The organism is Neorhizobium vignae (assembly GCF_000732195.1).
GTDB classification, from domain to species: domain Bacteria; phylum Pseudomonadota; class Alphaproteobacteria; order Rhizobiales; family Rhizobiaceae; genus Neorhizobium; species Neorhizobium vignae.
The window spans coordinates 391467-414673 of the sequence record NZ_JNNU01000003.1 but is presented as its reverse complement, the minus strand read 5'-3'; the positions used below and the strand labels follow the sequence as shown (position 1 = coordinate 414673).

The 23207-nt window shown below is 60.4% G+C and carries 21 protein-coding genes; 9 read left to right on the top strand and 12 right to left on the bottom strand.

Annotation, left to right across the window (positions count from 1 at the left end; translation table 11 throughout):
* Window positions 1–2: 2 nt before the first annotated feature.
* The 4 genes from GQ59_RS06555 to GQ59_RS06540 are packed head-to-tail and all read left to right on the top strand — an operon-like array spanning window position 3 to window position 3496.
* Complete coding sequence (locus GQ59_RS06555; RefSeq protein WP_037078978.1) at window positions 3–1031, top strand: ABC transporter permease; 1029 nt, start codon at window positions 3–5, stop codon at window positions 1029–1031.
* On the top strand, window positions 1028–1930 hold the full coding sequence (locus GQ59_RS06550) for an ABC transporter permease (RefSeq protein WP_037078977.1): 903 nt from the start codon (window positions 1028–1030) through the stop codon (window positions 1928–1930). The genes GQ59_RS06555 and GQ59_RS06550 overlap by 4 nt, the downstream gene beginning before the upstream one ends.
* The gene (locus GQ59_RS06545) at window positions 1917–2762 is read left to right on the top strand and encodes an ABC transporter ATP-binding protein (protein ID WP_037078975.1); all 846 of its coding nucleotides are present in this window, start codon (window positions 1917–1919) and stop codon (window positions 2760–2762) included. The genes GQ59_RS06550 and GQ59_RS06545 overlap by 14 nt, the downstream gene beginning before the upstream one ends.
* Window positions 2759–3496: an ABC transporter ATP-binding protein gene (locus GQ59_RS06540; protein WP_037078973.1), complete on the top strand. Its 738-nt coding sequence runs from the start codon at window positions 2759–2761 to the stop codon at window positions 3494–3496. Before GQ59_RS06545 ends, GQ59_RS06540 begins: the two co-directional genes overlap by 4 nt.
* A gap of 144 nt (window positions 3497–3640) precedes the next feature.
* On the opposite strand, the gene GQ59_RS06535 is transcribed toward GQ59_RS06540, so the two are convergent.
* The 12 genes from GQ59_RS06535 to GQ59_RS06480 form a co-directional block, all read right to left on the bottom strand.
* On the bottom strand, window positions 3641–4045 hold the full coding sequence (locus tag GQ59_RS06535) for a type II toxin-antitoxin system VapC family toxin (protein WP_037078971.1): 405 nt from the start codon (window positions 4043–4045) through the stop codon (window positions 3641–3643).
* Complete coding sequence (locus GQ59_RS06530; protein WP_037078969.1) at window positions 4042–4275, bottom strand: AbrB/MazE/SpoVT family DNA-binding domain-containing protein; 234 nt, start codon at window positions 4273–4275, stop codon at window positions 4042–4044. The genes GQ59_RS06535 and GQ59_RS06530 overlap by 4 nt, the downstream gene beginning before the upstream one ends.
* Window positions 4276–4512: 237 nt before the next feature.
* Window positions 4513–4779: a hypothetical protein gene (locus tag GQ59_RS06525; protein WP_037078967.1), complete on the bottom strand. Its 267-nt coding sequence runs from the start codon at window positions 4777–4779 to the stop codon at window positions 4513–4515.
* 90 nt (window positions 4780–4869) lie between these two features.
* Window positions 4870–5106, bottom strand: coding sequence for a hypothetical protein (locus tag GQ59_RS06520; RefSeq protein WP_037078964.1), 237 nt, complete (start codon window positions 5104–5106; stop codon window positions 4870–4872).
* 863 nt (window positions 5107–5969) lie between these two features.
* Window positions 5970–6881, bottom strand: coding sequence for a class I SAM-dependent methyltransferase (locus GQ59_RS06515; protein ID WP_037078962.1), 912 nt, complete (start codon window positions 6879–6881; stop codon window positions 5970–5972).
* Window positions 6878–7594 carry a ThiF family adenylyltransferase gene (locus tag GQ59_RS06510; RefSeq protein ID WP_051903830.1) on the bottom strand — a complete coding sequence of 239 codons (717 nt, stop codon included), beginning with the start codon at window positions 7592–7594 and terminating at the stop codon, window positions 6878–6880. The genes GQ59_RS06515 and GQ59_RS06510 overlap by 4 nt, the downstream gene beginning before the upstream one ends.
* A gap of 62 nt (window positions 7595–7656) precedes the next feature.
* Window positions 7657–9060 carry an aKG-HExxH-type peptide beta-hydroxylase gene (locus GQ59_RS06505; protein ID WP_152564253.1) on the bottom strand — a complete coding sequence of 468 codons (1404 nt, stop codon included), beginning with the start codon at window positions 9058–9060 and terminating at the stop codon, window positions 7657–7659.
* Between the two features lie 312 nt (window positions 9061–9372).
* Window positions 9373–11070: a S8 family serine peptidase gene (locus GQ59_RS06500; RefSeq protein WP_037078960.1), complete on the bottom strand. Its 1698-nt coding sequence runs from the start codon at window positions 11068–11070 to the stop codon at window positions 9373–9375.
* Window positions 11071–11103: 33 nt separating this feature from the next.
* Window positions 11104–12126, bottom strand: a complete 1023-nt coding sequence (locus GQ59_RS06495; RefSeq protein WP_037078957.1) for a phosphatase PAP2 family protein — start codon at window positions 12124–12126, stop codon at window positions 11104–11106.
* Window positions 12127–12165: 39 nt separating this feature from the next.
* Entirely contained in the window at window positions 12166–13956 is a 1791-nt protein-coding gene (locus tag GQ59_RS06490) for an SARP family transcriptional regulator (protein WP_244447920.1), read from the bottom strand.
* Between the two features lie 568 nt (window positions 13957–14524).
* Window positions 14525–16246 (bottom strand): M28 family peptidase, encoded by a 1722-nt coding sequence (locus GQ59_RS06485; RefSeq protein ID WP_037078954.1) that lies wholly within the window; start codon window positions 16244–16246, stop codon window positions 14525–14527.
* Between the two features lie 179 nt (window positions 16247–16425).
* Window positions 16426–17226 (bottom strand): IclR family transcriptional regulator, encoded by an 801-nt coding sequence (locus GQ59_RS06480; protein ID WP_037078951.1) that lies wholly within the window; start codon window positions 17224–17226, stop codon window positions 16426–16428.
* 284 nt (window positions 17227–17510) lie between these two features.
* On the opposite strand from GQ59_RS06480, the gene GQ59_RS06475 reads away from it, so the two are divergent.
* The 5 genes from GQ59_RS06475 (at window position 17511) to GQ59_RS06455 (ending at window position 23203) form a co-directional block, all read left to right on the top strand.
* The gene (locus GQ59_RS06475; protein WP_037078948.1) at window positions 17511–19163 is read left to right on the top strand and encodes an ABC transporter substrate-binding protein; all 1653 of its coding nucleotides are present in this window, start codon (window positions 17511–17513) and stop codon (window positions 19161–19163) included.
* 120 nt (window positions 19164–19283) lie between these two features.
* The gene (locus GQ59_RS06470; protein WP_037078947.1) at window positions 19284–20261 is read left to right on the top strand and encodes an ABC transporter permease; all 978 of its coding nucleotides are present in this window, start codon (window positions 19284–19286) and stop codon (window positions 20259–20261) included.
* The gene (locus GQ59_RS06465; protein WP_152564251.1) at window positions 20254–21168 is read left to right on the top strand and encodes an ABC transporter permease; all 915 of its coding nucleotides are present in this window, start codon (window positions 20254–20256) and stop codon (window positions 21166–21168) included. Before GQ59_RS06470 ends, GQ59_RS06465 begins: the two co-directional genes overlap by 8 nt.
* The gene (locus GQ59_RS06460) at window positions 21165–22202 is read left to right on the top strand and encodes an ABC transporter ATP-binding protein (protein ID WP_037078942.1); all 1038 of its coding nucleotides are present in this window, start codon (window positions 21165–21167) and stop codon (window positions 22200–22202) included. Before GQ59_RS06465 ends, GQ59_RS06460 begins: the two co-directional genes overlap by 4 nt.
* Entirely contained in the window at window positions 22199–23203 is a 1005-nt protein-coding gene (locus GQ59_RS06455) for an ABC transporter ATP-binding protein (protein WP_051903845.1), read from the top strand. The genes GQ59_RS06460 and GQ59_RS06455 overlap by 4 nt, the downstream gene beginning before the upstream one ends.
* Window positions 23204–23207 lie beyond the last annotated feature (4 nt).

The following is a 23207-nucleotide window of genomic DNA, read 5'->3' as shown; positions in this document are numbered from 1 at the left end:
TCATGAAGGAACTTTCGTTAGGCGAGCTGGGACGACGACTTCTCCATCTGATCGTCAGCCTGTTCATCCTGTTGTGCGTCACCTTCGTGATCGGCCGCGTCATGCCGACCGATCCGGTCGGGGCCATTGTCGGTGAACTCGCCGATCCGAAAGCCTACGAGGCCATGCGCGTCAGGCTTGGCCTCGACTTGCCGCTCTACCAGCAATTCTTCGTCTATGTCTGGGGACTGCTGCACGGCGACATGGGCACGGCCATCCTGACCGGCAACGCGGTCACCAAGGACCTGTCCCAGGCATTCCCGGCTACACTGGAACTTGCGACGCTCGCGGTGTTGATTTCCACTCTGGTCGGCGTTCCTCTCGGCTTGGCGGCCGGTCTTTTCAGGGACAGCGCGATCGACAAGTTCGCCCGAGTCTTCGCGCTGGTCGGACATTCGATCCCGGTCTTCTGGTTCGGTATCGTGGGGTTGGTCATCTTTTATGCCGGCCTCAATCTGGTCGGCGGGCCGGGTCGCGTCGATGTCTTCTACGAAGGCCTGATCGAGCCGACCACGGGGCTGATGCTCGTGGACACCCTGCTCGAAGGCGAGACGGACATATTCTGGAACGCCCTGTCGCACATCATCCTGCCGGCCTGCATCCTTGCCTATATGGCCATGGCCTATATTACGCGCATGACCCGCGCGTTCACGCTGGAGCAGCTCAACCAGGACTATGTCATCGCCGCGCGCGCCAAGGGCGTCGGTCCGGTGCGCACCGTCATCAGCCACGTCCTGCCCAACATCGCCGTTCAGCTGATCACGGTGCTCGCGATCTCCTACGGCAACCTGCTCGAAGGCGCCGTGGTGACGGAGATCGTATTTTCATGGCCGGGCATCGGTCAGTACATGACCAATGCCCTGATGATCGGCGACATGAACGCGATCCTCGCGGCGACCATCATTGTTGGATTCGTCTTCATGCTGCTGAACTTCGTTGCAGACATTGCCTACGCGCTTCTTGATCCGCGCACTCGGGAGGCCGCACGATGAGCAATATCGCCCAGGACGACGCCATCATCCGGCCGCCGGCAATCGGTACCAGGATATGGAATTCGACCTCCCGCATTCTGCACAAGCTCGCCGACGAACCTCTTGGCATGATGGGTTTCATCATCCTCGCCATCCTGGTTGTGGTCGCGATCTTTGCCCCGCTGATCGCGCCTTACGACCCCGCGGCCCAGACATTGAGTGACGCGCTTCAGCCTCCGAGCTTCGCACATCTTGCCGGCACGGACGAATTCGGGCGCGATATCTTCAGCCGCCTCGTCCACGGCACGCGCATCACGATCCAAACGGTCCTGTCCGTCTCAGTGATTGTCGGGCCGATCGGCCTGGTGATCGGGGTTGTCGCAGGCTTTTTCGGCGGACGCACCGATGCCATACTGATGCGTGCCACCGATATAGTCCTGTCGTTTCCGTCGTTGATCCTGGCGCTTGCCTTCGCCGCCGCTCTCGGGGCAGGTTTGGGAACCGCGATCGTTGCCATTTCGCTGACGGCCTGGCCGCCGATCGCCCGGCTCGCACGCGCGGAAGCGCTCGTCGTGCGCAATGCGGATTACGTCGCGGCGGCCCGGCTTTATGGCGCCTCACCCTTGCGCATCCTGTTTCTCTATATTGCGCCGATGTGTATTCCGTCTGTGATCGTGCGGCTGACCCTCAACATGGCAGGCATCATCCTGACGGCAGCTTCCCTCGGCTTCCTCGGCCTCGGCGCGCAGCCGCCGCTGCCGGAATGGGGCGCGATGATTTCCAGCGGGCGAAAATTCATGCTCGATTATTGGTGGGTCGCGGTGATGCCAGGCCTTGCAATTCTGTTGACCAGCCTTGCCTTCAACATCGCCGGAGACACGCTTCGTGATCTATTGGACCCGCGCCATGCCAGATCTTGATCAAACGCCCGTCCTCTCCGTTCGCGACCTGAATGTCCGCTTCGGCCGAAACTCCATTCCGGCGGTCTGCAATGTCAGCTTTGACGTGGGACGGGAGCGCATCGGCATCGTTGGGGAATCCGGGTCGGGCAAATCGACAACCGGCCGCGCCATCATGCGGCTCCTGCCGCAACGCGCCGGCGTAACCGCCGAGCGGATGGATTTCCTCGGCAGCCCGTTGCTGGAAAAGACCGAACGGCAGATGGGAGGCCTTCGCGGCAAAGACATCGCCCTGATCATGCAGGATCCGCGTTATTCGCTGAACCCCGTCCTGACCATCGGAAAGCAGGTTGCCGAGGCTGCAAAGCTGCATCTTGGCGTCGGTGGCAAGGATGCCGTGGCGCGCGCCCGCGACATGCTGGCGAGAGTGCGCATCAACGACCCCGATCGCGTCCTGTCTCTTTACCCCCACCAGATATCCGGCGGCATGGGCCAGCGCGTGATGATTGCGATGATGCTTCTGGCTCGCCCGAAGCTCGTGATCGCCGATGAACCGACTTCCGCGCTCGACGTCAGCGTACGCAAGGACGTTCTGATGCTGCTTGATGAACTGGTGCGGGAGAACAATTCCGGCCTGATCCTCATCAGCCACGACATCCGCATGGTCGCAGCTTTTTGCGAGCGCATTCTGGTCATGTATAACGGTCGCGTCGTCGAAACGCTGAGCAGGCTCGAAGATGCGGCGCATCCCTATACCCGAGGCCTGATAGCCGCGATGCCGGATCCCAAACATCCCGTCAGGCGTCTGAAAGTCCTCGACCGCAAATCCATCGAAGTGGAGACCAATCCATGATCAAGGTCGAAAACCTCGATGTCGTCTATGGCTCCAAGGATAAAAGCAATCATGTGGTACGCGGCGTCAGCTTCGCCGTGAGCCGTGGCGAAACGCTTGGTATCGTCGGTGAATCCGGTTGCGGCAAATCGACGGTGCTGCGCTCGCTTGCCGGCCTCGAGGGCGCTTGGACAGGATCGATATCGTTTGACGGCAAGCCGGTCGGTAAGGTGCGGACGCGCGACGAGTTGAAGCTTGCCCAGATGGTGTTCCAGGACCCTTATGGTTCGCTGCATCCGCGCCACCGCATCGGAACCGCCCTCGCCGAACCGATCAGGTCGATGGGGGCTGGTGACGGTTGGACAAGGGTCGCCGAGGCACTGCAACAGGTCGGCTTGCCCGCGCATTTCGCCAGCCGTTTCCCGCATGAACTTTCCGGCGGCCAGCGTCAGCGCGTAGCGATCGCACGCGCGCTGATCCTGTCGCCGCCGATCCTGCTTCTCGACGAGCCGACCTCGGCGCTCGATGTCTCGATCCAGGCGGAGGTTCTCAATCTCCTGGCAGACCAGCGGGAGGAGCGCAATCTGACGTTCATCCTTGTCAGTCACGATCTGTCCGTTATCTCCCACATGTGTGATCGGGTCCTCGTCATGCAGAATGGCGTATTTGTCGACGAACTCACCAGGCAGGATCTGCAGGCGGGCGTGACCCACGCGAGCTATTCCCGCGAGCTGTTCGAGGCTAGCTTCTTGTAGCCCATCCACTGCGAACCGGCGGCCTCTCGGACAGGAAGATCGCTCGGCTCGCGCCTGGCACCGGCGCGGCAGGTTCAGTGTGTGAACCGCACCAAGGCTGCGATCCTATAACCAAAGCAGGAATTTCTCGTGCCTCATATGACATCACGAATCCGGCGTGATCAGCTCAACTGTCGGGAAGTAGGTCCGATAACGGCCGATGTCTCGCGTCAGCAAGGGCAGTTTCCACACGGCTGCATGCGCACCTATGAAAAAGTCCGGTAACACACCCGTGCGCGAACCGCCGGCCCCGCGGTATTGCCCGAATACTTTTCCGGCGAGAAACAGGGCCGCGCGCGGCAACGAAGTAAGCTCTAAGCCGGCTTCTTCGATAAACGCATCAAGTTCTTCGATGCGTCCATAACGAACAGCGAGTTCTGCATAGATTACATCGTTGATCAACAACGGCCCTGCGAGGCTGGCAGCTTCCAGCTGCGCTACGGACCAGTCAGCCCAGATCGGATCATTGGTTACAAGATCGAGCAGTACATTTGTGTCAACGAGCGTCACGCTTCGCCACGTGTCATCGCCATGATGGCATCGGTATCAAGGCCTTCCCCGGCATGGCCACGAAGTCTTTCGAAACGGCTCGCCGGCTGCTTCTTGTCAGCCCTCGTCAGAACAACGCTCCCATCGGCAGCTCGATGGAAATCGACCTTGCTGCCGGGAACGATCCCGAGCAGGTCTCGAACCGCCTTCGGAATCGTGACTTGCCCTTTTGCTGTGACCGTTGTCGTCATTTTCCGTGACCTTGTAATACCGGACGCATCAAAGGTATTACCATTGGGCGTGAAAATCAATATCATTGGTTTTCAGCGACCGGAGCGCGAGACGGAGGGACTTCATCGAAGGTCACCGAGATAGGCGAACGCTTCCAAGTGAGCAATTCTGCGGCCTTATAGGGTAGCGAAGCCACAGGAAAAGCGCCGGGGAATCCCGGCGCTCTATAATCGGACCTTATATTCGAACCTTCGGTATTAGCGGGCGCGCATTAGGCCGTCGTAATAGTCACCGCTGTCGATCGTCTGAGACGCCGGAATATCGACACGCCGATCGCGCTTCGGCTGCGGATAGCCATAACGGGTGACCGAGGGGATGCCGAGTGAATCCGCCGTGACCGCCAGATGGCCGGAGTCGGGAGAGGCGCCCTCATAATATTCGCCTTCCTGCGCAAAGGCACTGCCGCCTGCAAAGGTGGATGCCATCAGGGTGGCGAGGATGGTGGAGATGACAGAGTTTTTCATAGTCGTTGTTCCTTGTTTTGCCTGATCGGCTTCTGGTGCGACCCAACCGATCGATGTCTTGAATGAGCTGTGGATGCTTGCTTCTGGGCTCTACTGCCGTTCGTCGCCGGTAAGACGGTTGTCGCGACGGGTCGGGGAACGGACCTGCGCCACGTCACGCGTGGTATCGGCCTTTGCCTCGGTTTTGGCGGCATCCGCCGGGACGGCGAACGAAACCTCGTTTCCCGAAGTCAACCGCTGGCCGTCATAGGCCAGAACGTGTCCGGCAAAGGAGGCCATGCACGCCGCGGCGACGAGGAACGCAATCTTCTCTATAGGCACAGTCATTTTTCACTCCATTGTTTGGCGAAACCCGCTTCCGCGGACGTCGTGTTTGATTTTAAGTCTGCGAGACAGCAGTCGCTGTCATCGATTTTCCAAATGACTGGAGGATCTCCTCTCGGCCCCTTGAACGGTGTTGCCGAAGCTCCCGTGAGCTCTTCGTCCTTCGGAAACGAAAGTAGGCATGAGGATCTGCCCCGCCGGCTTGAAGCGTTGTGAGCGGATATTCCCTGCCGATCGGTTGAGTGCTGCCGGGGACGACCAATGCCAGCCAGCCGGACCGTGTGCTCCACCGTCTTTCGTGATGAGACTATCTCTCGAACCCGTCATCGCCCCGCCAGCGCGGCGTTAAATTTCCGTAAAAAATTGCGGTGGCGAGAAGACAATGGAGAGCGGTCACCAACTAGAATTTCGTGCACCCTGGAGTGAAACAAGATATTCTGACAAGATATCGCAAATTTTGCATATATTACCGAAAGATTTTCGTCGAAAGATTTCAATACTATTATCGTAAATATAACATCAACTCAGATCACTTTAGATTATACCTACAGATAACGCCCGGATCTCTCGTGATGCCTAAAGGCTTCCCGAGACTATCTCGTGCAGAATGTGAGGCGTTTGATATTGGGATTGTGTCAGGTGGTGCCGGAGAGCCGGATGTTATGGGAAATCCGTCGCTACAACTGAATTGGAACGCGCACCGGACCTTCGATCGAAGGCTCTTCCGACGTGACTAACGGAGCAACCGTGGCCAAAGATCGAGAATTTTATCGCAACATTTCGGTCGTAAAAGCTTGGCTCTCTCGAGCGGACATTGTCTGAGCGCCCCTGCTGTCTTCTGGAATGCGTGGGAGATGATCCCGGTTTTATGAATATGCGCTTCGCAGGCCGACCGCCTTTGCGGCCTCGCTCCAAAAGCTGCATCCGATCACGGTCGGACGGCGAACGGAAGCATGGCGATTGGACGTGACCGCTTCGAACGCCATCGGGACTTCTGAGCGTTTGCGGTGCGTCACGCCTTCCGCGACGGTCTGTTCGCCGGCGCGCGCTACCAGCAGATAGGGGTGTCGGTGATGCGCCAGTTTGCTGATCAACCGGCGGCGTTTCGCCATCGCTTCCGCCAGTTCCTGCATCTTTGGAACCGTGTGCAGGATATCGCGCGCCAACCGGGCGGCAGCGCTGTCTTCGAAATGGAACCGAGGCAGCCGCTTGATCTTCGCGACGCTCAATCCCGCATCTTCGTGAACGGACACGATGTCGTTCAGCCCGTCAGGCATCCACCCCAGGCCGAACGTTTCTTTCTCCTCCTGGCGAAGAGAAGGAGGTGCATCGGCGTCGTAGACATAGTGGCAATCCATCAGGAGACCGCCGGGCCTCAGGCACCTCGCAACCATGAGATAAAGATCCAGCGGCCACTCGAAAAAGGCAGCACTTCCTCCGCAGATAATGACATCTGCCTCCGATATGAGGCCTGGGAGCGCGGCAATGTCGACGCAGGAAAATACTGCCGTCGAGTCCTCCAGCCGTGCGACTTCTCGCGCGACCTCGATTATCGCCGGATTTTTGTCCACGCCGATCACTTCGGCTCGCGGAAAAGCCCGGGCAACCCTGCGGCTGATCCAGCCGGTATTGCAGCCGAAGTCGACAATCTTGCGCGCGCCACCGGGAAAGGCGGCAAAAATCGCCTCCATCATTGCTTCCCCGCCAGGCGGCACGTTCTTCTGTTTCAAAGCTGCGACGATCGAGAAATAGTAGTCCTGGGAAGAGAGGTTCTTCATGGCTGACACACCTTGCAATCGAGGCTTCTGGAAACCGGGTGGAGTGAGGCGTGGCCCATGGCCGGATTGAAGAGCCAGCGATGGCCGCGCAATGAACTGCGGCGGGTAAGGCGTTCGATGGCGATCTGCGAAACCGCAAAACAAGCAATCAGGGCGTTATCGGCCGGCGAAGGCGTCGCTGCGATCTCTGCGTCGACCGATGCTGGCAATGTCGAGCAGCAGAAAGGGCAGGCATCGTCCGGCTGCGCCACCAGGGGCCCGGCGACCGAAAACGGCCCGATCTGGCCGACATGCAGGTAAGGCGGAGGCTCTGGCGCCGTCGCGTGATATTCCGCCAGGAATTGGCGGGCCAGGGAGACATCGTCCTCCGCAAGTATCAGGAAAGGCTTCCGTGTCCGGGCCAGAATGAGCCGGGCGGCTTCCGCCCCATCGGCGAACTGGGTCATGATTGCGACCGCAGCAGAAAAGCGGGAGGCGAGATAAGTTGCCAACCGGTCGCCCTTTAATCGACCGATATCCTCCGCCGTCGCCGAGGTCATCCGTTTTTGGCTGCTTTCTTCGATGCGGTCACCATCCACCAGGAAGAAATTGCGAGCCCCAAGCGCTGCAAGCTGGGAGGCGATCTGGGAGCCGAGGCCTCCGCATCCGAGAATTATGAAATCCGTGTCGTGAATGACATCAAACAGATCGGCATGATATTCGAAGGCTCTCATGATCGTTTACCTTGCTTGAACCGGTCGGGAACTGCTGAGAATTCACAGGAACCGCGCACCCATCACGCATGCTCCATCACCGTCGAACTTGACGTTCCCGCCAGCGCGACATCTTGGATGAAAAGCTCATCGGGAGGCTGTCTGGCGGCTTTGCGGATCATATGGAGCCGGCCATCGTACCAGAGGCTCAGACCATCGCCGCTGCCCTGCAGCATCGGGCGGCCCAATCTCGGGTCGATGGGCTGCTCCCCCCGCAGAAGCATCTGCCCGAGATCCCAGGCCTGACGATCCACAACACACAGGCGCTGGGCATAATAGGCCTTGCGCCGAGCCGGCGGCTCGCATTCCAGAAGCCGGTCGATGAGCGCCAGGATTGCGGCGCCCCAGGATGGAATGACGGCGATGTCCCGGAGGTCGAGAAGAACATCGCCGCCCAGACGCTCGATCCCCTCGCGGGCGATATCGATGAGCGGAATTAGGCGGGCAGCATACGCAATGACAAAAGCTGCTTCCCGCGCGCGGTGCTCATGCGGTGCTCTGAAAGGCAAGCATGCGATGCGGACGGCGCACTCCCAGGGAATGGCGTAGGCCGTATGCAGGATGCTTTCGAGCGTCTGTAAACTGTGTGTGTATGGCGATAGGTATCGCGCCTCGGCGGGCAGCGATAACGGCGCAGCCGCCATATACAGCCGCAGCAGGACCTGCCCCACTTCGCGCAGAAGCTCAGCGGCAGTCGCCGGATAGTCTTCGGCGTCAAGCTTTTCCTGGGACAGGACCACGACGGCACTCCCCGGCAGGTCGCCGGAACTGGAGAACGAGCTTATCGCGCCGGGCCGGGTTCCGACATAAAGTGTGTGAAGGGCTGCAGTGAGCCGTTGATAGCCACCGGGATCGACGGTCGAAATGAATTCGATTGCCTTGGTGAGATGATCGTCGATCCGGTCCAGGTCGTGATCGCTCATCTGGGCCTGTTCGAAGCCGGGATCGGACGGGAGGCAAGGAGCGATGCGCTTGCGCATGGTACGGCTCGCTTCCAGACTGTCGATCAGGACGAGACCGATACCACAGGCAAGCCGGCGGGCAGGACGGCGTTCGAGCGCAAGGTCTTCAGCCACAAGATCAGGCTGAAGGCTGTAGTCCACAACGTCAGAACTGGCGCCGTCGATGTAGCTTTCCAGCCCCCGCTGAAGCTCATCCATCCAAGCCGCCAGCGCGGGAGACCGGTAGGGGTCGCTTCGCACGGGCAGGAAGGCTGCGGTGGGCAGGAACGCGTCGGCATCATGATATCCGCCATCCGCAAGGCCCGGGAAATAACGGGCCAACGCCTCGACCCTTTCTCCGCAACCCGGCAGCTCGGAAGCGGCGGCAAGAATTCGGGCATAACGGGGTCGCTGTTTCAGCATATTGCCCGTCGCGGCCGCATTCACGAAACCGGACTTTGACAAAAGCGGATTGCGCTGGAGCAAAGCTCTCGCCTGATCCGCCAACGGCTCGCTCTGATAAGCAGACATCTTAAGCTCTCCTCACCCGGACGCTTCGAACCTCGTCATGAGGTGCGCCACTTCAGGGAAGATTAGTTGCCGCCAGACCGGCCGTACCGACGGCCCTCCGGCTTGAAACCACGATCTCGTCTAGTCTTCCGTTGAGAGGAGCTTCTTGTGGACCCGTCATCGGCACGCCAGCACCGCGTTAAACTTCCGTGAAAAGGAAGCTTTGCAACAAAAAAGCCCCCTTTTTTGAGGGGGCTTCAATCCTGGTGATCCTCGCCGAAGATCGGCTCACGGAGACAATACGGCGGCGATAGCTGCCGGGACATCGGGCAGGCCGAACCCGAAGAAATAGCTCATATCGAGAGCGTCTTCGCCATCCGCATTCATGCAGTCGGCGGTCAGTGCGCGTATTCCAGGCGCTACCATCGCATCCAGCCGGGCGGTGGACTGGAGGATTGACTTGACCGAAGGGCCGGAGAGCCGTGCATCGCCACCGTTCCGAGTCTTATGTGCCCGCTGGATCAACGCGCATATGCCGCCCACCTGTGCGGAGGCGCCCGACGTGCCGCCGAACGTGGTGTAGTAACCTCCCCCAATGCCGGGATTGGCTGCGGACGGCACCATGGACGACCATGGATCCGCCCCCCGGTCGTAACCGAATGCGCCGGGAAGGTCTGTCGTCAGCAGTGAGAAGTGAGAATATCTATATTCCCGCAGCCCGAATGCCTCATGGTCATGTTGCGCGGCGAAAGGAGACAGGCGGTCGACGCGCAACTGATGACGATTGAAGACTTCGCCGTCATCGGATGGCGAGACGACCGTGAGCCCCTCTCCGTAATTGCTGTATCCCGAGCGGTAACCCTCGACCGTGACCGCTCCGACAGCAATTATCCCGTTGTCATCGGCAGCGAGGTTGGCCGGATAGATCAGCTGGCTTTCGCCGCTGTTTCCCGCGGCACAAACGATTGGAATATGATGGCTGATGGCGACGATGAGCTGTTTGAGGATATGCCACGCCCTATCGGGGTTTGATCCCTTTTGCGGGGCTTTTGGCTCCAGCTCGGCGCCCCCCTGCTCCGCCAACGAAATACGGGCGAACAGATCGGCGGCGATTTGGTTTTTCCAGCGTTCGAGATCGGCCTTCAATTCGTTCTTCGGAATGACCCGGCTGCGCTTCGGGTCCGGCAAGCCGCGTGGCAGGACGATTACATCGACGCGCTGATGATAGGCGTAGAGAAATGCGGCGATGAACTGCAGGACATCATCCTCGAAAGACGTCCTGATCGAGATCACCCGGGAGAAGGGATCGACACCGAAATAGGGAAGAACGTTGCGATTGGAGCTCGGGCAAGGCGTGCCGTCCTCACCATAGAATGCGCCCTCGGGGAGAGCCGAGGGACCTCCGTCCTGGGTCGCCACGGCCGGTTCGCCGGCAATCAGGCCGGCACAGCACGTGCCATGGGATGCAAAAAGCGACTCCGGGTGGAACAGCCGTCGGACGACGCCCTGTGAAGCCGCGTATTCCGCGACAATGTCGTCGAGATATTCCCGATCATCGTTGGATAGGCCGAGATTTCCCAACGGCGCGATATCAAGCCCCGCGAAGAACGCCTGCTTTTCTTCACGGTCGAAGGATGTGGTCCCATCGAGGATTTCGGCGACGCGCGAACCGTAGCGATGGCTCGTAAGGTCGATCGAGGCTTCACGGTCAAGCCGGGTCGCCAAATTCGGATGATCGGGCGCTATCCCGACATCGATCAGCGCCACGCGGGCGGGATGGATAGAACCGGCAGCCTTAATGGTATCCCAGACACTTCCCGCGATCTCCGGGTCAGGGACGGGACGCGCCGCAGTCTCGTTCTGGGATGGCGGCACGATCGGCGGCGAACCGTAGTCGGCGTCGATGACGCCCAATGCCGTCAGATGCCAGAGATAGTAGTAGTTCATCGGTGCGGCTTGCGGCGCTTCCATGTCGGCGGACGTCATGATTTTCGTTCTCCTCAAAGAATAAAATCGGCCTCAAACCCATTCGTCGTGGACCGCCTGGAAAAGCGGCCCGAACGCGTCATGGAGGTACGGAGCGAAACGCCGTGCCAGGTCCCGGCCAGCTTGCGTATCGCTCGGATAATGCAGGCCTGCCCATTCGCGATTTTCAGCGACGTTCTGCGCGATACGGGCGAGTTCGTCCGTTGCCGGATGTTCGGGCAGGATCGTCGAAAAAGCGAATACGATCGAAAAGCACTGGAAGGCATGGTTGCTGGGATAGGATTCGTGGACCGGCACGGGCAGGAGCGGTCGCAACAGGGATTCGAACTGGTTCGGCCGAAGCCTGTTGAACTGGCTCTTGTAGAGAAGCCCGACATATTCGCAGGCGGTCAAAATCGCCTGAAACAAGCCCTCGGTCTGTTCGTATCCGCCAATGTCCTCGATATACAAGGCGCGGGTAAATTCCGACACGGAAATGGTCGCCTCGGCCTGGATATCAGGCAATCGCCTCGCCCGCTCACGATCGCGCCGCTGCATGGAAAGCAGCACCGCCGCTTCCAGTCGGGTATAGTCCGGTCCGGGTGGTGGCGAGATGTCGAGCATTTCCCACGTAAAGCGGCGCGCGGCCGTGAACGCGTTGCGCGATGGCTGCTGGTGCAATCGGCGCAATTCGAACGCCGGAATGAGCTGCGATACGCCGAGACTCGCGCCGTCCATCGTCGACTTGTTTTTGTTCTTATTCTTATTTTTGTTTTTATTCTTGTTCTTGTTCAGCGTGGCCTTGTTGAGCACAGACTTGTTTGCAACGCCCTTGTTGAGGACCGAGGCAGCTGCCATTGTCGCCATCATCAAAGGAGGCTCGTCTATGGATAGGCCTTCCTCGGACAAAGGGGCAGGCGCAGGTGGAACGGAGGGAGGCGGCTCCACCACCTCCGGAATCACCTCGACAGGCCTCGGTTCGCAAGGGAGAACCGTATCAGGCTCAACTCTAAATCTATAAGAATTCAAAAAATGCACAATCTTTGATTGCAGACCCAAATTTGCTTCCCCTACCATGCCCCAGCCTCCCCAAATGAGATCATCGTGAACGTTGCCTTAGCGAATTCTGGCGCCGGCCTTGATCAGGCCGTCGAGCAACAGCTTTCCACCGCCCGTACTGAGCAACGGATAACCCGTGCCGCGAAACGACGTTATGGAAAACCCGTTCTCAACCTTATCAAGCCGTTCCACATATTGCCGTGCGGCCTCCAAATTGCCCGTGTGAGCGTGGCTGGAAGCGAGATAGCGCAACAGGCTATTGAAGTTCGGCCGGGAATGCAGGGCATCCTCGCCTGCCGCTATTGCCGCCACGTGGTCTCCCGCCAGCCCGGCGCTGATGCATTTCGTCGTATCGAAGTAATATTTATGAGGGCTGTAGACGCCGAGTTCCTGAACCCACCGCGCCATTGCACTGGCCTTTTCCGGCTGCCCCGCATAGCAGTGCAACATGGCATAGAGATCCCACCCCAGCGGCAAGGCCGGGTTCAAACGGATCGACTTTTCGAACAGACCGGCGGCGTAATCGTACTCCCGGAACAGGAAAGAGTGGACATGTCCGACCAGCGCCAGGGAGACGGAATTATTCGGATCGAGTTCAAGAGCCTTTCGCGCATAGGCCTGGGCCTCTTCGATCAGATGCGCATCCAGCGCGCTAAAGCGCTGGCCGACCTGGAATGTGCGGATGAAGGACAGCCAGGCGAAGGCAGACGCTCGCGGCTGATATTGAACCTGCTCCTGCAGCCGCTTTTCCGCTTTTTCGAGATCCCCTCTCGAAAGCCGGAAGATCGCATTGACCGCATCGATGAAAAGACCATCGCGGGTCAGCCGACCGTCGCCGGCGCTCATCTCCTGAAACAGCGACAACTGGTCGATTGCCTGGCTGATCAGAGCCGCGGCGATCCCGTATTCGGACCGCTCCATCTGGGTGCGCCCGATCATACGGCTGCCAAGCCACATGATCCGGTTGTCGAGCAGATGCTTGATCGCCAGTTCCACCAGCACCTGACTGCCGTCGAAGGTCAGCCGCAGTTGAAGGCACAGTGGAAGGCCCATCTTTCGATCTGGTTGTCCAAGGTGCGGATCGAAGGAAAGATCGGTAATGCCGAGGCCCAATCCGTCGAAGATCGCCTTGGCGAGCAGGTTTTGAAACTGCAATGCGGCGATCTGCCCCCCATCTCCGGCGCCGATGACAATCGGCGGCTGGAGAGCGATGGTCCACTGAATATTGTCCGGCGACGGCGGCTTATCCGGATCACCACCCACAGCTGCCGAGGGAATATTGGTCGGGCGCTGGTCAGGCAGGCCTGTCAAAGGCAGGAGCGCCGATAGCGTGCTGACGTCGCGGCGAGGTTGCTGCCGAGGTTCGAACACATCGTCGACGCGCCCTTCTTCGATGCGTCGGTACCAGTTCTGTCTCTCGACCGTCAGCCAGTCCTCGAATTCAGGATCGCGGATATCCATGCCTTCGAGCAGCTCGTCGGTGATCTGATCGACCACGCGCTCGCTGCGGAGCATCTCATCGGTGTCGAGCGCGATGCGGTCCATGTCCAGCCACACGGTGTTCTTATCGGCGATGATGAGATCGCGGGACGAACCCAGGGCTTTGTGAATATCCAGCAGGGCCTGCCTTAGGCTGGCAGCCGCCTGATCCTCGGACCGGTCGCTCCACAATTTGTCTCTCAGCCAAACCCGCGAGCGAGATCCCCGCGCAGAGAGAGCAAGCATCGCAAGAATTGCCTGGGCCTTCTGGGACCGGGGTGTGGCAGATTTCCCCTTGCTGTCAACGAGACTGAACGGGCCAAGCAGGTACATCCGGAACACTGCATGTTTTGCATCCATGCGATCCATTGGCCCAACTCGTATTGTGCCCCTCTCGATCATCTCATCGAACCTGGGCTGCCCGTCCAGCAGACAGTCTGACACAAAAGTGGCCCTTGACAAGAGCGCGACAGGCGCGCCTGGGATTCGGCAGCGCATGTCAGCGTTGTGGCCATCGACGAATTGAAGCATAAAAAGCATCCTTGGAAACCGCAAACCTGCCCTAGCGCGCCGCTGTCAAAGCAGCGTCAAAACAGCGTTAAAGTCGGGGGGCAACGAGTTGGGCCGAAGCGGTATCTCGCATTTCTCGCTCGGGAATCACTGCGCTGACCCGAGACGTCGAACTTTGCGAATAATCTGGACACTATCTGCGGCGGCCACGTCGTTATGGCCAAAAGGGCTCGCGGTCCTGAAACACGTCTGTTTCCTCGGAAATCACCTGCCGATCTCGCTGGCAGGTGATGTCAGGCTAAATCCGCCAGGGTATTTTGGGCACGGCCATGAGGAGAGAATGACAGATACCCGGGCGTCGACGTGAAGCCGTGAGAAAAAAAGCCCGCGCCAGTCTCCCGGCGCGGGCCTGTCCAGGTTTTGACAATCAGGCAGCGCGAACCAGCTGTTCGGCCTGACGCAACGCCGAGATTACGCGGTTCTGGCCGCGCACGAGCTGGGTTCTGGCGAAACCGAGCTTTTCAGGGCCGAGCTTGTCGAGATCGGCGGCCGTCGAGATGGCCGGCAGTTCCGGGATCGGCAGGGCCGGGTCGTGGCGGAAGCGCTGCTCGCGGGTGTAGTTGAGCGGCACCAGGATGCGGGCGAGCCTCTGGATTACATGGTTGGCGGCCTTCGGCTCGATATTGCCGCTGTCGATCCCGGCGTAGAATGCGGCAAGTGCTTCGGCCAAGGACTCGACCGCCTTGCGGCTCGGCGAAAGGTCGAAGCGGTTGCCGGCCTTCTTCTGGTAGGTGTCGACCGTGTGGAGGAACTCTCGTGCCGTCGCGCGCCAGTCGAAGGGCAGGATTTTTGCATTGGCATTGCGCAGCACGGCGAGCAGATAGACCTTGATGTCGCGCAACATGATGTCCTTGTCGGCGATCTCGAGCGTGTCGTTTTCGGTGTGCCAGGCGATGTTGGCGCCGCAGCCGCCGACCGTGTAGTAGCCCTTTTCCTCGCGGTCCCGTTCCGTCATGGTCGAGGACAGCATCAGGTAGCTTGAAAGACCGATATTGTTGAAGGAATAGTCGCCGGCGCGGTGCGGGCGTTCGGCTTCGGCTTTCTTGCCGGCCACTTCCTCGATGACGTCGGAGAGGAAAGCTTCCGTTTCGGTCATCATGCAGAGGTTGATGAATTCGGTTGCCCAGCGGCAGCCGGGGCTGTCGCAGTTGACCGAGGCGACGCAGTTTTCGTCGAGGTCGAGCGCAAAATTGTCGGAGAACCAGGTGGAGCCGGCATAACGACCAGTCGAGTGGCCGGGCCACCAGCAGATGCGGATCGAGCGTTTCAACTTGTCGCGGTTGGCCCAGAGAACGCGGGCGATTTCGAGCAGCGTCGCATCACCGGTCGCATTGTCGCCGACGCCGACATCCCAGCTGTCGAGATGGCCGTGCAGGAAGACGTATTTGTCGGGTTCCTCGGTGCCCTTGATGAAGACTTCCGGCAGCTTCGACTTGAACCAGCCTTCTTCCATATCCGCGAAGATGGTGACTTCAGCACCGGTCTTGGCAAGCTCGATCAGCGCATCGCCGCTTTCGCGATTGACGGCAACGGCCGGGATCGACGGCTTGCGTGGCAGGTCGTCGAGATCGGGCGTGCCCCAGACGGTGGTGCAGGTGCCCCAGTGGATGTCGACGCCGGGATTGATGGCGATGACGCCGACTGCGCCGAGCTCGGTGAACTGCGAAACGAGGCCCGGATTGGCGAACCCTTCCGAGAGAACCACCTTGCCGCGGACCCGGGCGGCGAGTTCGCCGGTGCCATCGACGGTTTTCTCGAACATGGTCGAGATCGCTTTCGGCTGGAGGCTGGCGATATAAACGATCTCGCCCTTCACGCCCTTCGATGCATCCAGCGAATAGGACGGCGGCTTGGCGCGGAAGGTTTTGCCCCCGGCTTCGACATGGGCAAGGCCCGGAAGGCTGAGAAACAGGTCTGCCTCGTGCATCTTGACCTCGACATCGTGCTTGGCGAGCCGGGCCGCGACCTCGTCCATGGCGCGGTTCACATCGGTCGGATGCTCGCGCTTGTAGGTCGCAAAGCTCTCCACCAGAGCCCAGGGTTCATCCAGCGTCACCGCTCCCAGAACGGCGGATTCGATCTCGTTCATATCCGATACTCCCCAATTTGTTTTATCTGATGAAACGATGTTTCATAAAAACATGAAAACGCTAACAGAGGTTTGGGGACCCCGCAAGCGGCTTCGAAGGGCTAGAAATCGCACCGACGAAAACGGGCGCCAAGGCGCCCGCGATTTTCCGGTGGATTGGAGATCGGCCTGATCGGGCCTCAAGCCCTTGATTTCACGCGACCGTTTTCGCCGGGGCCGTGGATCGAGAGGCGCTCGGATATTTCCGCAGCGGCGTCGAGGGCGGCCTTCAAATGGCTTTCACGGCGCTCCTCGTCGAAACGGGCGACAGCCCCGGCGACCGAGATCGAGGCGATGATCGTGCCGTCGGCACCGGTGATCGGGGCGGCGACGGAGAAGGCGCCTTCATCGAGATCGTTGAGGACGATATTGTAGCCGTTGGCGCGGATGCGTTCGAGGGCCTGGCGCAGTTTCGCCCGGTCGGTGATCGTATAGGGCGTGAAGGCTTCGAGCGGCTGGGAGAGTGCCGCATCGATGACCGACGGATCCGCGTAAGCCAGCAGAAGCAGCGATCCGCCGCCCGCATGCAAGGGGCCATTGCGTCCGGCCTGGGCAAAAAGCCGGATCGAATGGCGGCCAGCGCGGGTCGCCAGAACGTAGGTCTTCAGGCCCTCCCGCACCACGAGATTGACGTTCTCGGATGTCTGGTCGCGGAGCGCATCCATGACCGGCCGGGCGGCATAAAGCAGGGCGCCGTCCTTGCCGAGGCGCTCGCCAAGCACGCCGATGCGGTAGCCGAGCGCGTATTCGGCGCGTTCCGGATCGCGCGATACGAAGCCGCGTTCCTCCAGGGTGTGGAGCAGGCGGAAAACCAGCGATTTGGTCATCCCCAGCGATTTTGCAAGCGATGTCACACCTTGGTCCGGACGGTCGGCAAGGGCTTCCAGAAGGGCGAGCGCCCGGTCCACCGCCGCGATCTTGTAGTCTTTTGGTTCGGTCATCGGATGGTCTCCTCCGGCATCTGTTTTGGATTGCTTGAAGCTTCTTGCAATCTTCTTGGAATGTGTTTTACTCGCCATCAATGCGAAACGATGTTTCACACAATAAAACATCGAGGGCCGGGTTGCAAACCCTTCGACGGCACTCCTTGAGAATTCTGTGGATTGAGCATCGGTCTTGAATGCGCGGGAAACGTGTTCGACGGCCGATTTCGGATTTGCGATGCGAGGGGAGAAAACCCCTTGCCAAATAAGAGAATAGTCAAGCTATTCAGAGGAGAACGACCATGAAGTCCGTTTTGAGAAGTGCATTCGCAGCTCTTGTTGTGACAGCCATCGCTCTGCCTGCCTGGGCCGGCGATCCGATCCGCAAGATCACCATCCTGTCTCGTCCGCAGGCCGGCCAGCAGGCGGAATTCCAGTCCGTCCAGCTGATCGCCCAGGAGTGGCGCAAGCTCGGCCTCGATGTCGAAGTCCGGGCGATCCCCTGGGAACAGATGTCCGACGAAGTCTGGTACAAGCGCGACCAGTGGGACTCGACCGCCTGGCAGATGGTCGGCCGGCCCGAGCGCTCCGATCCGGACGAGCTTATCTTCAACCTCTTCCATTCCTCGACCGCCAAGGATGGCTACAATTTCGCGGGCTACCTGAACAAGGATTACGATGCGACCGCCGAAGCCCAGCGCGGCGAGATCGATCCGGCCAAGCGCAAGGCGCTCGTCTTCAAGGCGCAGGAGATCCTGTCGAAAGATCAGCCCTACATGATGCTGGTGCATCCGAAGTCGACTTTCGCTTTCGATAAGACCGTCTGGAAGCCGGAATCGGTCGTCAACCAGAGTGGCATCGGCATCCGCAACACCTGGACCTTCCTCGGCATCGAGCCGGCTGGACCCAAGAAGGACCTGATCATCAACTCGTCTGACAATATCAAGGCGATCAATCCGCTTTATATCTCGGGCAGCGTCGACAGCTGGATCACCGAACTCGTCTGGGACCGCCTGTTGCGCGTCGGCCCGGACGGCCTGCCGAAGGCATGGGCCGCCGAAAGCTTCACCTGGAAGGACGGCACCACGGTCGACGTGAAGCTGAAATCCGGCATGAAGTGGCATGACGGCAAGCCGGTCACGCCGGAGGACGTCAAGTTCTCGTTCGAAGCGGCCGTCGGCGGCGAAGCCCCGATGTACAAGCCTTTTGCGACGAATATCGATGCCATCACCATCAACGGCGATGTCATCACCTTCAAGCTGAAGAAGCCGGCCGCCTCCTTCGTGACGTCCAGCCTTGCCAAGGTCAACCTGATCCCGAAGCATATCTGGGAGCCGATCCTCAAGGATCTCGCCACCAAGCCGGAGACTGCGGAAAGCTATCAGGAGCAGATGCCGATCGGCTCCGGTCCGTTCAAGTTTACCAGCTGGGCCAAGAACGAGTCCGTCACGCTTGCCGCCAACAAGGACCACTTCGCCGCGCCGAAGGTCGATCGCTGGATTCTGCGTATCGTGCCGAACGCGGAAGCCGCACTCGGGATGCTGCGCTCGGGTGAGATCAACTTCATGGGCGAGTTCACCGGCGATCCGCAGGTGCTGATCGATGCCGCCAAGAAGGACGGCGACCTGGAAGTGGTTTCCACCGTCGACATGGGCTTCCGCTACATCGCCTTCAACGAACGCCGCCCGCCCTTCAACGACCCGGCTTTCCGTCGCGCGCTTTCCGAAGCGGTCGATCGCCAGCTGATCGTCAAGGCTGCGTATCGCGGTTTCGCGGTCGCCTCGAACTCCATCGTCTCTCCGGCGCTCGAATACTGGCATGATAAGTCGGTCGTCGACAGCTTCAAGGCCGGACAGGCCGTTGCGGCCAAGACCCTGAAGGATGCCGGCTACACGCTGGAGGGCGGCAAGCTTCGCTATCCGGGCGATACCAAGGAAACCATCGCCGCCAAGTAATCCTCGCGGAGGCGGCGGGCTGTCGCGACGCCGCCTCCCCTTTTTGCCTGACGCTTGACATCGGTAGCCTCGCCTTTCCTCCCGAAGGGAGCGCCGAGCCAAGAGAAGGAATTTTTTCAGATGAAGAATTTCAAGGCTGTGGGCAGCAGGTTGCTGCAGCTCGCTCTTGTTTTATGGGCGGTGGTGACCATCCTGTTTCTGATGTTCCGGCTGATGCCGGGCAATCCGATGGCCGCCTATATCGACCCGACCTTTACGCTCGAGCAGCAGCAGCAGTTGATGGCCCAGTTCGGCCTCGACAAGCCGCTCTGGCAGCAGTACCTGATCTATCTCGGCAATCTTCTGCAGGGCGAGCTCGGCCAGAGTTTTCGCTATCGCGAGCCGGTTGGGCAGCGGATCTGGATCCTGCTGCCGAACACGCTGATCCTCACCTTCTCCTCGCTGATCGTCGCTTATGTCTTCGGCATTCTGGCCGGTGCCTACCTCGCCTGGCGCCGCGGCAGCTGGGTGGAGCAGGCGGCCATTCCACTGGTACTCACCACCCGCGCCATGCCGGAATTCTGGCTCGGCATGGTGATGCTGGCGATCTTCTCGTTTTCGCTCGGCTGGCTGCCGGCGGGCGGCACGCGTGCTCCCGGCAATGAATATTCCGGCTTTCTCGACCTCTATACCTCGCGCGACTTCCTCGCCCATCTGGCGCTGCCGGCGGCGACGCTGGCGATCTACAGCCAGGGCCTGCCGCTTCTCCTGATGCGCTCCAACATGCTCGACGTGATGAAGGAGGACTTCGTCACCATGGCCCGCATCAAGGGACTGTCCAACTGGACGGTGGTGGTGCGTCATGCCGCCCGCAACGCGCTGCTGCCGGTCATGACCTCGTTCGCGATTGCCGTCGGCTATCAGCTGCAGGGCAATGTCGTGGTGGAATCGGTGTTCTCCTGGCCCGGCCTCGGCCGCGAACTGGTCAACGCGGTCGCGGCTTCCGACTATCCGCTGGCGCAGGGCGCCTTCCTGATGATCGCGCTGGTGGTGATCTTCATGAACCTACTCGCCGACCTGCTTTATGCTTTCCTCGATCCAAGGATTTCCCATGCCTGAGATCGCAGCACCCGCCATCATCAAGCCGAGGCGCCCCCATATCCTTGCCCGGATGTTCCGCGCGCTGAGACTGCCGATGAACGACCCGTTCGCGGTCGCCGGTCTCCTCATCTATCTGGTGTTCATCGTCGTTGCGGTGTTTGCCGATCAGATCGCCACGCATGACCCGACCGAAATTCTTTATACGCCAGCCTACGATCTCGCGGCGGACCTCCGGCCGGGGGAGGACGGTTTCATCATGGGAACCACCAGCCTCGGCCGGGATATCTTCTCGCAGCTCGTTTACGGCAGCCGCTCGGCGCTGCTGATCGGCATCACTGCCGCCTTCATGGTGGCGCTGATCGGCTCTGTCATAGGTCTCGTCGCCGGTTATTTCGGCCGCTGGGTGGATGCCATCCTGATGCGGCTTGCAGATATCGCCTTCGGCATTCCCTTCCTGCCCTTCGTCATCGTGCTTGCGGCCTTCCTGAAGCCGTCGATCTGGAACGTCGTCATCGCCATGGCGCTGGTCCTGTGGCGCGATACCGCCCGCGTCATCCGCAGCCAGGTGCTGACGCTTCGGACCCGCGGTTATGTCGAGGCAGCGCGGGTGGCGGGGTCTTCCGATTTCAAGATCATCCTGCGCCATATCGCGCCGAACATCCTGCCGCTCTCCTTCCTCTACGGATCGATCGCGATCGGCTGGGCGATCCTGACCGAAGCGTCGATCAGTTTCCTGGGTTTCGGCGACCCCAACTCGATCAGCTGGGGCTACATGCTTCAGGATGCATTTGCCAGCCAGGCGCTCGCCAAGCAGGCCTATTACTGGTTCGTGCCTCCGGGCATCTGCATCATCCTCGTCGTCAGCGCGGGCTTCTTCATCACCCGTGGTTATGAAAACATCCTCTTCCCGAAGTTGAGCCGATGAGCGAACCCCTTCTCTCCGTTCGAGACCCCCTTCTTTCCGTCAGGGATTTGCGGGTCAGCTATCAGGTGGGGCGCAATTTCGTCCATGCCGTGGATGGCGCGAGCTTCGACATCCCGCGCGGCTCGATTACCGGCCTCGTCGGCGAATCCGGCTGCGGCAAGACGACCATTGCCCGTGCCCTGACGCGGGTGATCGCCGAAAATGCCGCGATCACCGGCGGACAGATCCTGTTTGACGGCAAGGATCTCGCAAAGATCCCCGAAAAGGAGATGAATGCGCTGCGCTGGCGCGACATCGCCTTCATTCCCCAGAGCGCCATGAACTCGCTCGATCCGGTCTATACGGTCGAATACCAGCTCGACGAAGTGCTGCGCCGCCGCGGCGGCCTGAACCGCAAACAGTCCCGTGCCCGTTCCGAAGAACTGTTCGAGATGGTCGGCATCGATGCGAACCGCCTGAACGACTATCCGCACCAGTTCTCAGGCGGCATGCGCCAGCGCGTCGCGATCGCCTTGGCACTCGCCCTCGACCCGAAGCTGATCATCGCCGACGAGCCGGTGACGGCGCTGGATGTCATCGTGCAGCGGCAGATCCTCGACCAGCTCAAGGAGCTGCAGACGCGGCTCGGCGTCTCGGTCATCCTCGTGACCCACGACATCTCGGTCGTCGCCTATATCTGCGACCGCACCGTCGTCATGTATGCAGGCAAGGTGGCCGAATCCGGCACCATGCAGGCGGCGCTGACCGCGCCGTCGCATCCCTACACGATGGGCCTGCGCAATGCCTTTCCGGATCTGCAGGGGGCCGCCTCCGGCATCCTGACCCCGATCGAAGGCGCGCCGCCGAACCTTGCTTCGCCGCCGGCGGGCTGCCGGTTCAAGCCGCGCTGTCCTTTCGCACTCGACATCTGCGGCACCGAGCCGCCGGTCATCGAGGTCGCGCCGGATCATCCGGTGCTCTGCCACCGCGCCCATGAAAGTGCTGCCTTGCGTATCGAATCCGCCAAGACGGAGACATGGATGGCCCCGGCATGAACCCCGCCACCGAAAAAACCGTCACCAAGAAACCGGCTGTCCTGGTCTCGGTCTTCGATGCCAAGCTGCATTATGCCGTGGGTGGTGCATTCGCGGCGATGCGCGGCAAGTCGACGGTGGTGAAAGCCGTCGATGGCGTCAGCTTCGATATCCGGCGGGGCGAAAGCGTCGGCCTTCTGGGTGAATCGGGCTGCGGCAAGACCTCGATGGGCCGGCTGCTGTTGAAGCTTGAAGAGAAGACCGGCGGTACGATCCATTTCGACGGCGAGGAGATCGGGGCCGTCCGGGGCAGCGGGCTGAAGAAATTCCGCTCCAAGGCACAGCTGATCTTCCAGAACCCGTTCGATGCGATCAATCCGCGCTTCACCATCCGTCGGACGCTGTCCGAGCCGCTGGAGAATGCAGCTATCCCGAGGCGCGAACGCGAGGGCCGGATCATTACCGCGCTCGAACTGGTGAAGCTGCCCGAGCCGGCGCAGTTCCTCGACCGTTATCCCCACCAACTCTCCGGCGGCCAGTTGCAGCGCGTGGTCATGGCGCGGGCGCTGATCCTGCAGCCGGAATTCGTGGTGGCCGACGAGCCGGTCTCGATGCTCGACGTGTCGGTGCGTGCCGGCGTGCTCAACGTCTTCCGGGACGTCCGCGACCGGCTGGGCCTCACCGCCATCTATATCAGCCACGACCTGGCGCTGGTGCGTTACGTCTGCGAGCGGACGATCGTCATGTATCTCGGCCGGATCATGGAAGACGGGCCGACCGAGGATATCGTCCGCGAACCGCTGCATCCCTATACCAAGGCGCTGGTCGCTGCCGTTCCGGTGCCGAACCCGGACCAGAGCCATGATCCGCTGCCGATCGGCCGCGGCGCGCCGGACCCGCGCAATCCGCCCTCCGGCTGCGTGTTTCGTGACCGCTGTCCGGCAGCTCATGCGCGCTGCGCATCCGAAATACCTCTGCCGAAGCCGGTCGGCACCCGCACTGTCGCCTGCCATCTGTACTGATGAT

Coding starts and splice junctions, on each gene's coding strand:
- GQ59_RS06555 (WP_037078978.1), top strand. CDS start 3: ATGAAGGAACTTTCGTTAGGCGAGCTGGGACGACGACTTCTCCATCTG.
- GQ59_RS06550 (WP_037078977.1), top strand. CDS start 1,028: ATGAGCAATATCGCCCAGGACGACGCCATCATCCGGCCGCCGGCAATC.
- GQ59_RS06545 (WP_037078975.1), top strand. CDS start 1,917: ATGCCAGATCTTGATCAAACGCCCGTCCTCTCCGTTCGCGACCTGAAT.
- GQ59_RS06540 (WP_037078973.1), top strand. CDS start 2,759: ATGATCAAGGTCGAAAACCTCGATGTCGTCTATGGCTCCAAGGATAAA.
- GQ59_RS06530 (WP_037078969.1), bottom strand. CDS start 4,275: ATGACGACAACGGTCACAGCAAAAGGGCAAGTCACGATTCCGAAGGCG.
- GQ59_RS06525 (WP_037078967.1), bottom strand. CDS start 4,779: ATGAAAAACTCTGTCATCTCCACCATCCTCGCCACCCTGATGGCATCC.
- GQ59_RS06520 (WP_037078964.1), bottom strand. CDS start 5,106: ATGACTGTGCCTATAGAGAAGATTGCGTTCCTCGTCGCCGCGGCGTGC.
- GQ59_RS06515 (WP_037078962.1), bottom strand. CDS start 6,881: ATGAAGAACCTCTCTTCCCAGGACTACTATTTCTCGATCGTCGCAGCT.
- GQ59_RS06510 (WP_051903830.1), bottom strand. CDS start 7,594: ATGAGAGCCTTCGAATATCATGCCGATCTGTTTGATGTCATTCACGAC.
- GQ59_RS06500 (WP_037078960.1), bottom strand. CDS start 11,070: ATGACGTCCGCCGACATGGAAGCGCCGCAAGCCGCACCGATGAACTAC.
- GQ59_RS06495 (WP_037078957.1), bottom strand. CDS start 12,126: ATGGTAGGGGAAGCAAATTTGGGTCTGCAATCAAAGATTGTGCATTTT.
- GQ59_RS06490 (WP_244447920.1), bottom strand. CDS start 13,956: ATGGATCGCATGGATGCAAAACATGCAGTGTTCCGGATGTACCTGCTT.
- GQ59_RS06485 (WP_037078954.1), bottom strand. CDS start 16,246: ATGAACGAGATCGAATCCGCCGTTCTGGGAGCGGTGACGCTGGATGAA.
- GQ59_RS06480 (WP_037078951.1), bottom strand. CDS start 17,226: ATGACCGAACCAAAAGACTACAAGATCGCGGCGGTGGACCGGGCGCTC.
- GQ59_RS06475 (WP_037078948.1), top strand. CDS start 17,511: ATGAAGTCCGTTTTGAGAAGTGCATTCGCAGCTCTTGTTGTGACAGCC.
- GQ59_RS06470 (WP_037078947.1), top strand. CDS start 19,284: ATGAAGAATTTCAAGGCTGTGGGCAGCAGGTTGCTGCAGCTCGCTCTT.
- GQ59_RS06465 (WP_152564251.1), top strand. CDS start 20,254: ATGCCTGAGATCGCAGCACCCGCCATCATCAAGCCGAGGCGCCCCCAT.
- GQ59_RS06460 (WP_037078942.1), top strand. CDS start 21,165: ATGAGCGAACCCCTTCTCTCCGTTCGAGACCCCCTTCTTTCCGTCAGG.
- GQ59_RS06455 (WP_051903845.1), top strand. CDS start 22,199: ATGAACCCCGCCACCGAAAAAACCGTCACCAAGAAACCGGCTGTCCTG.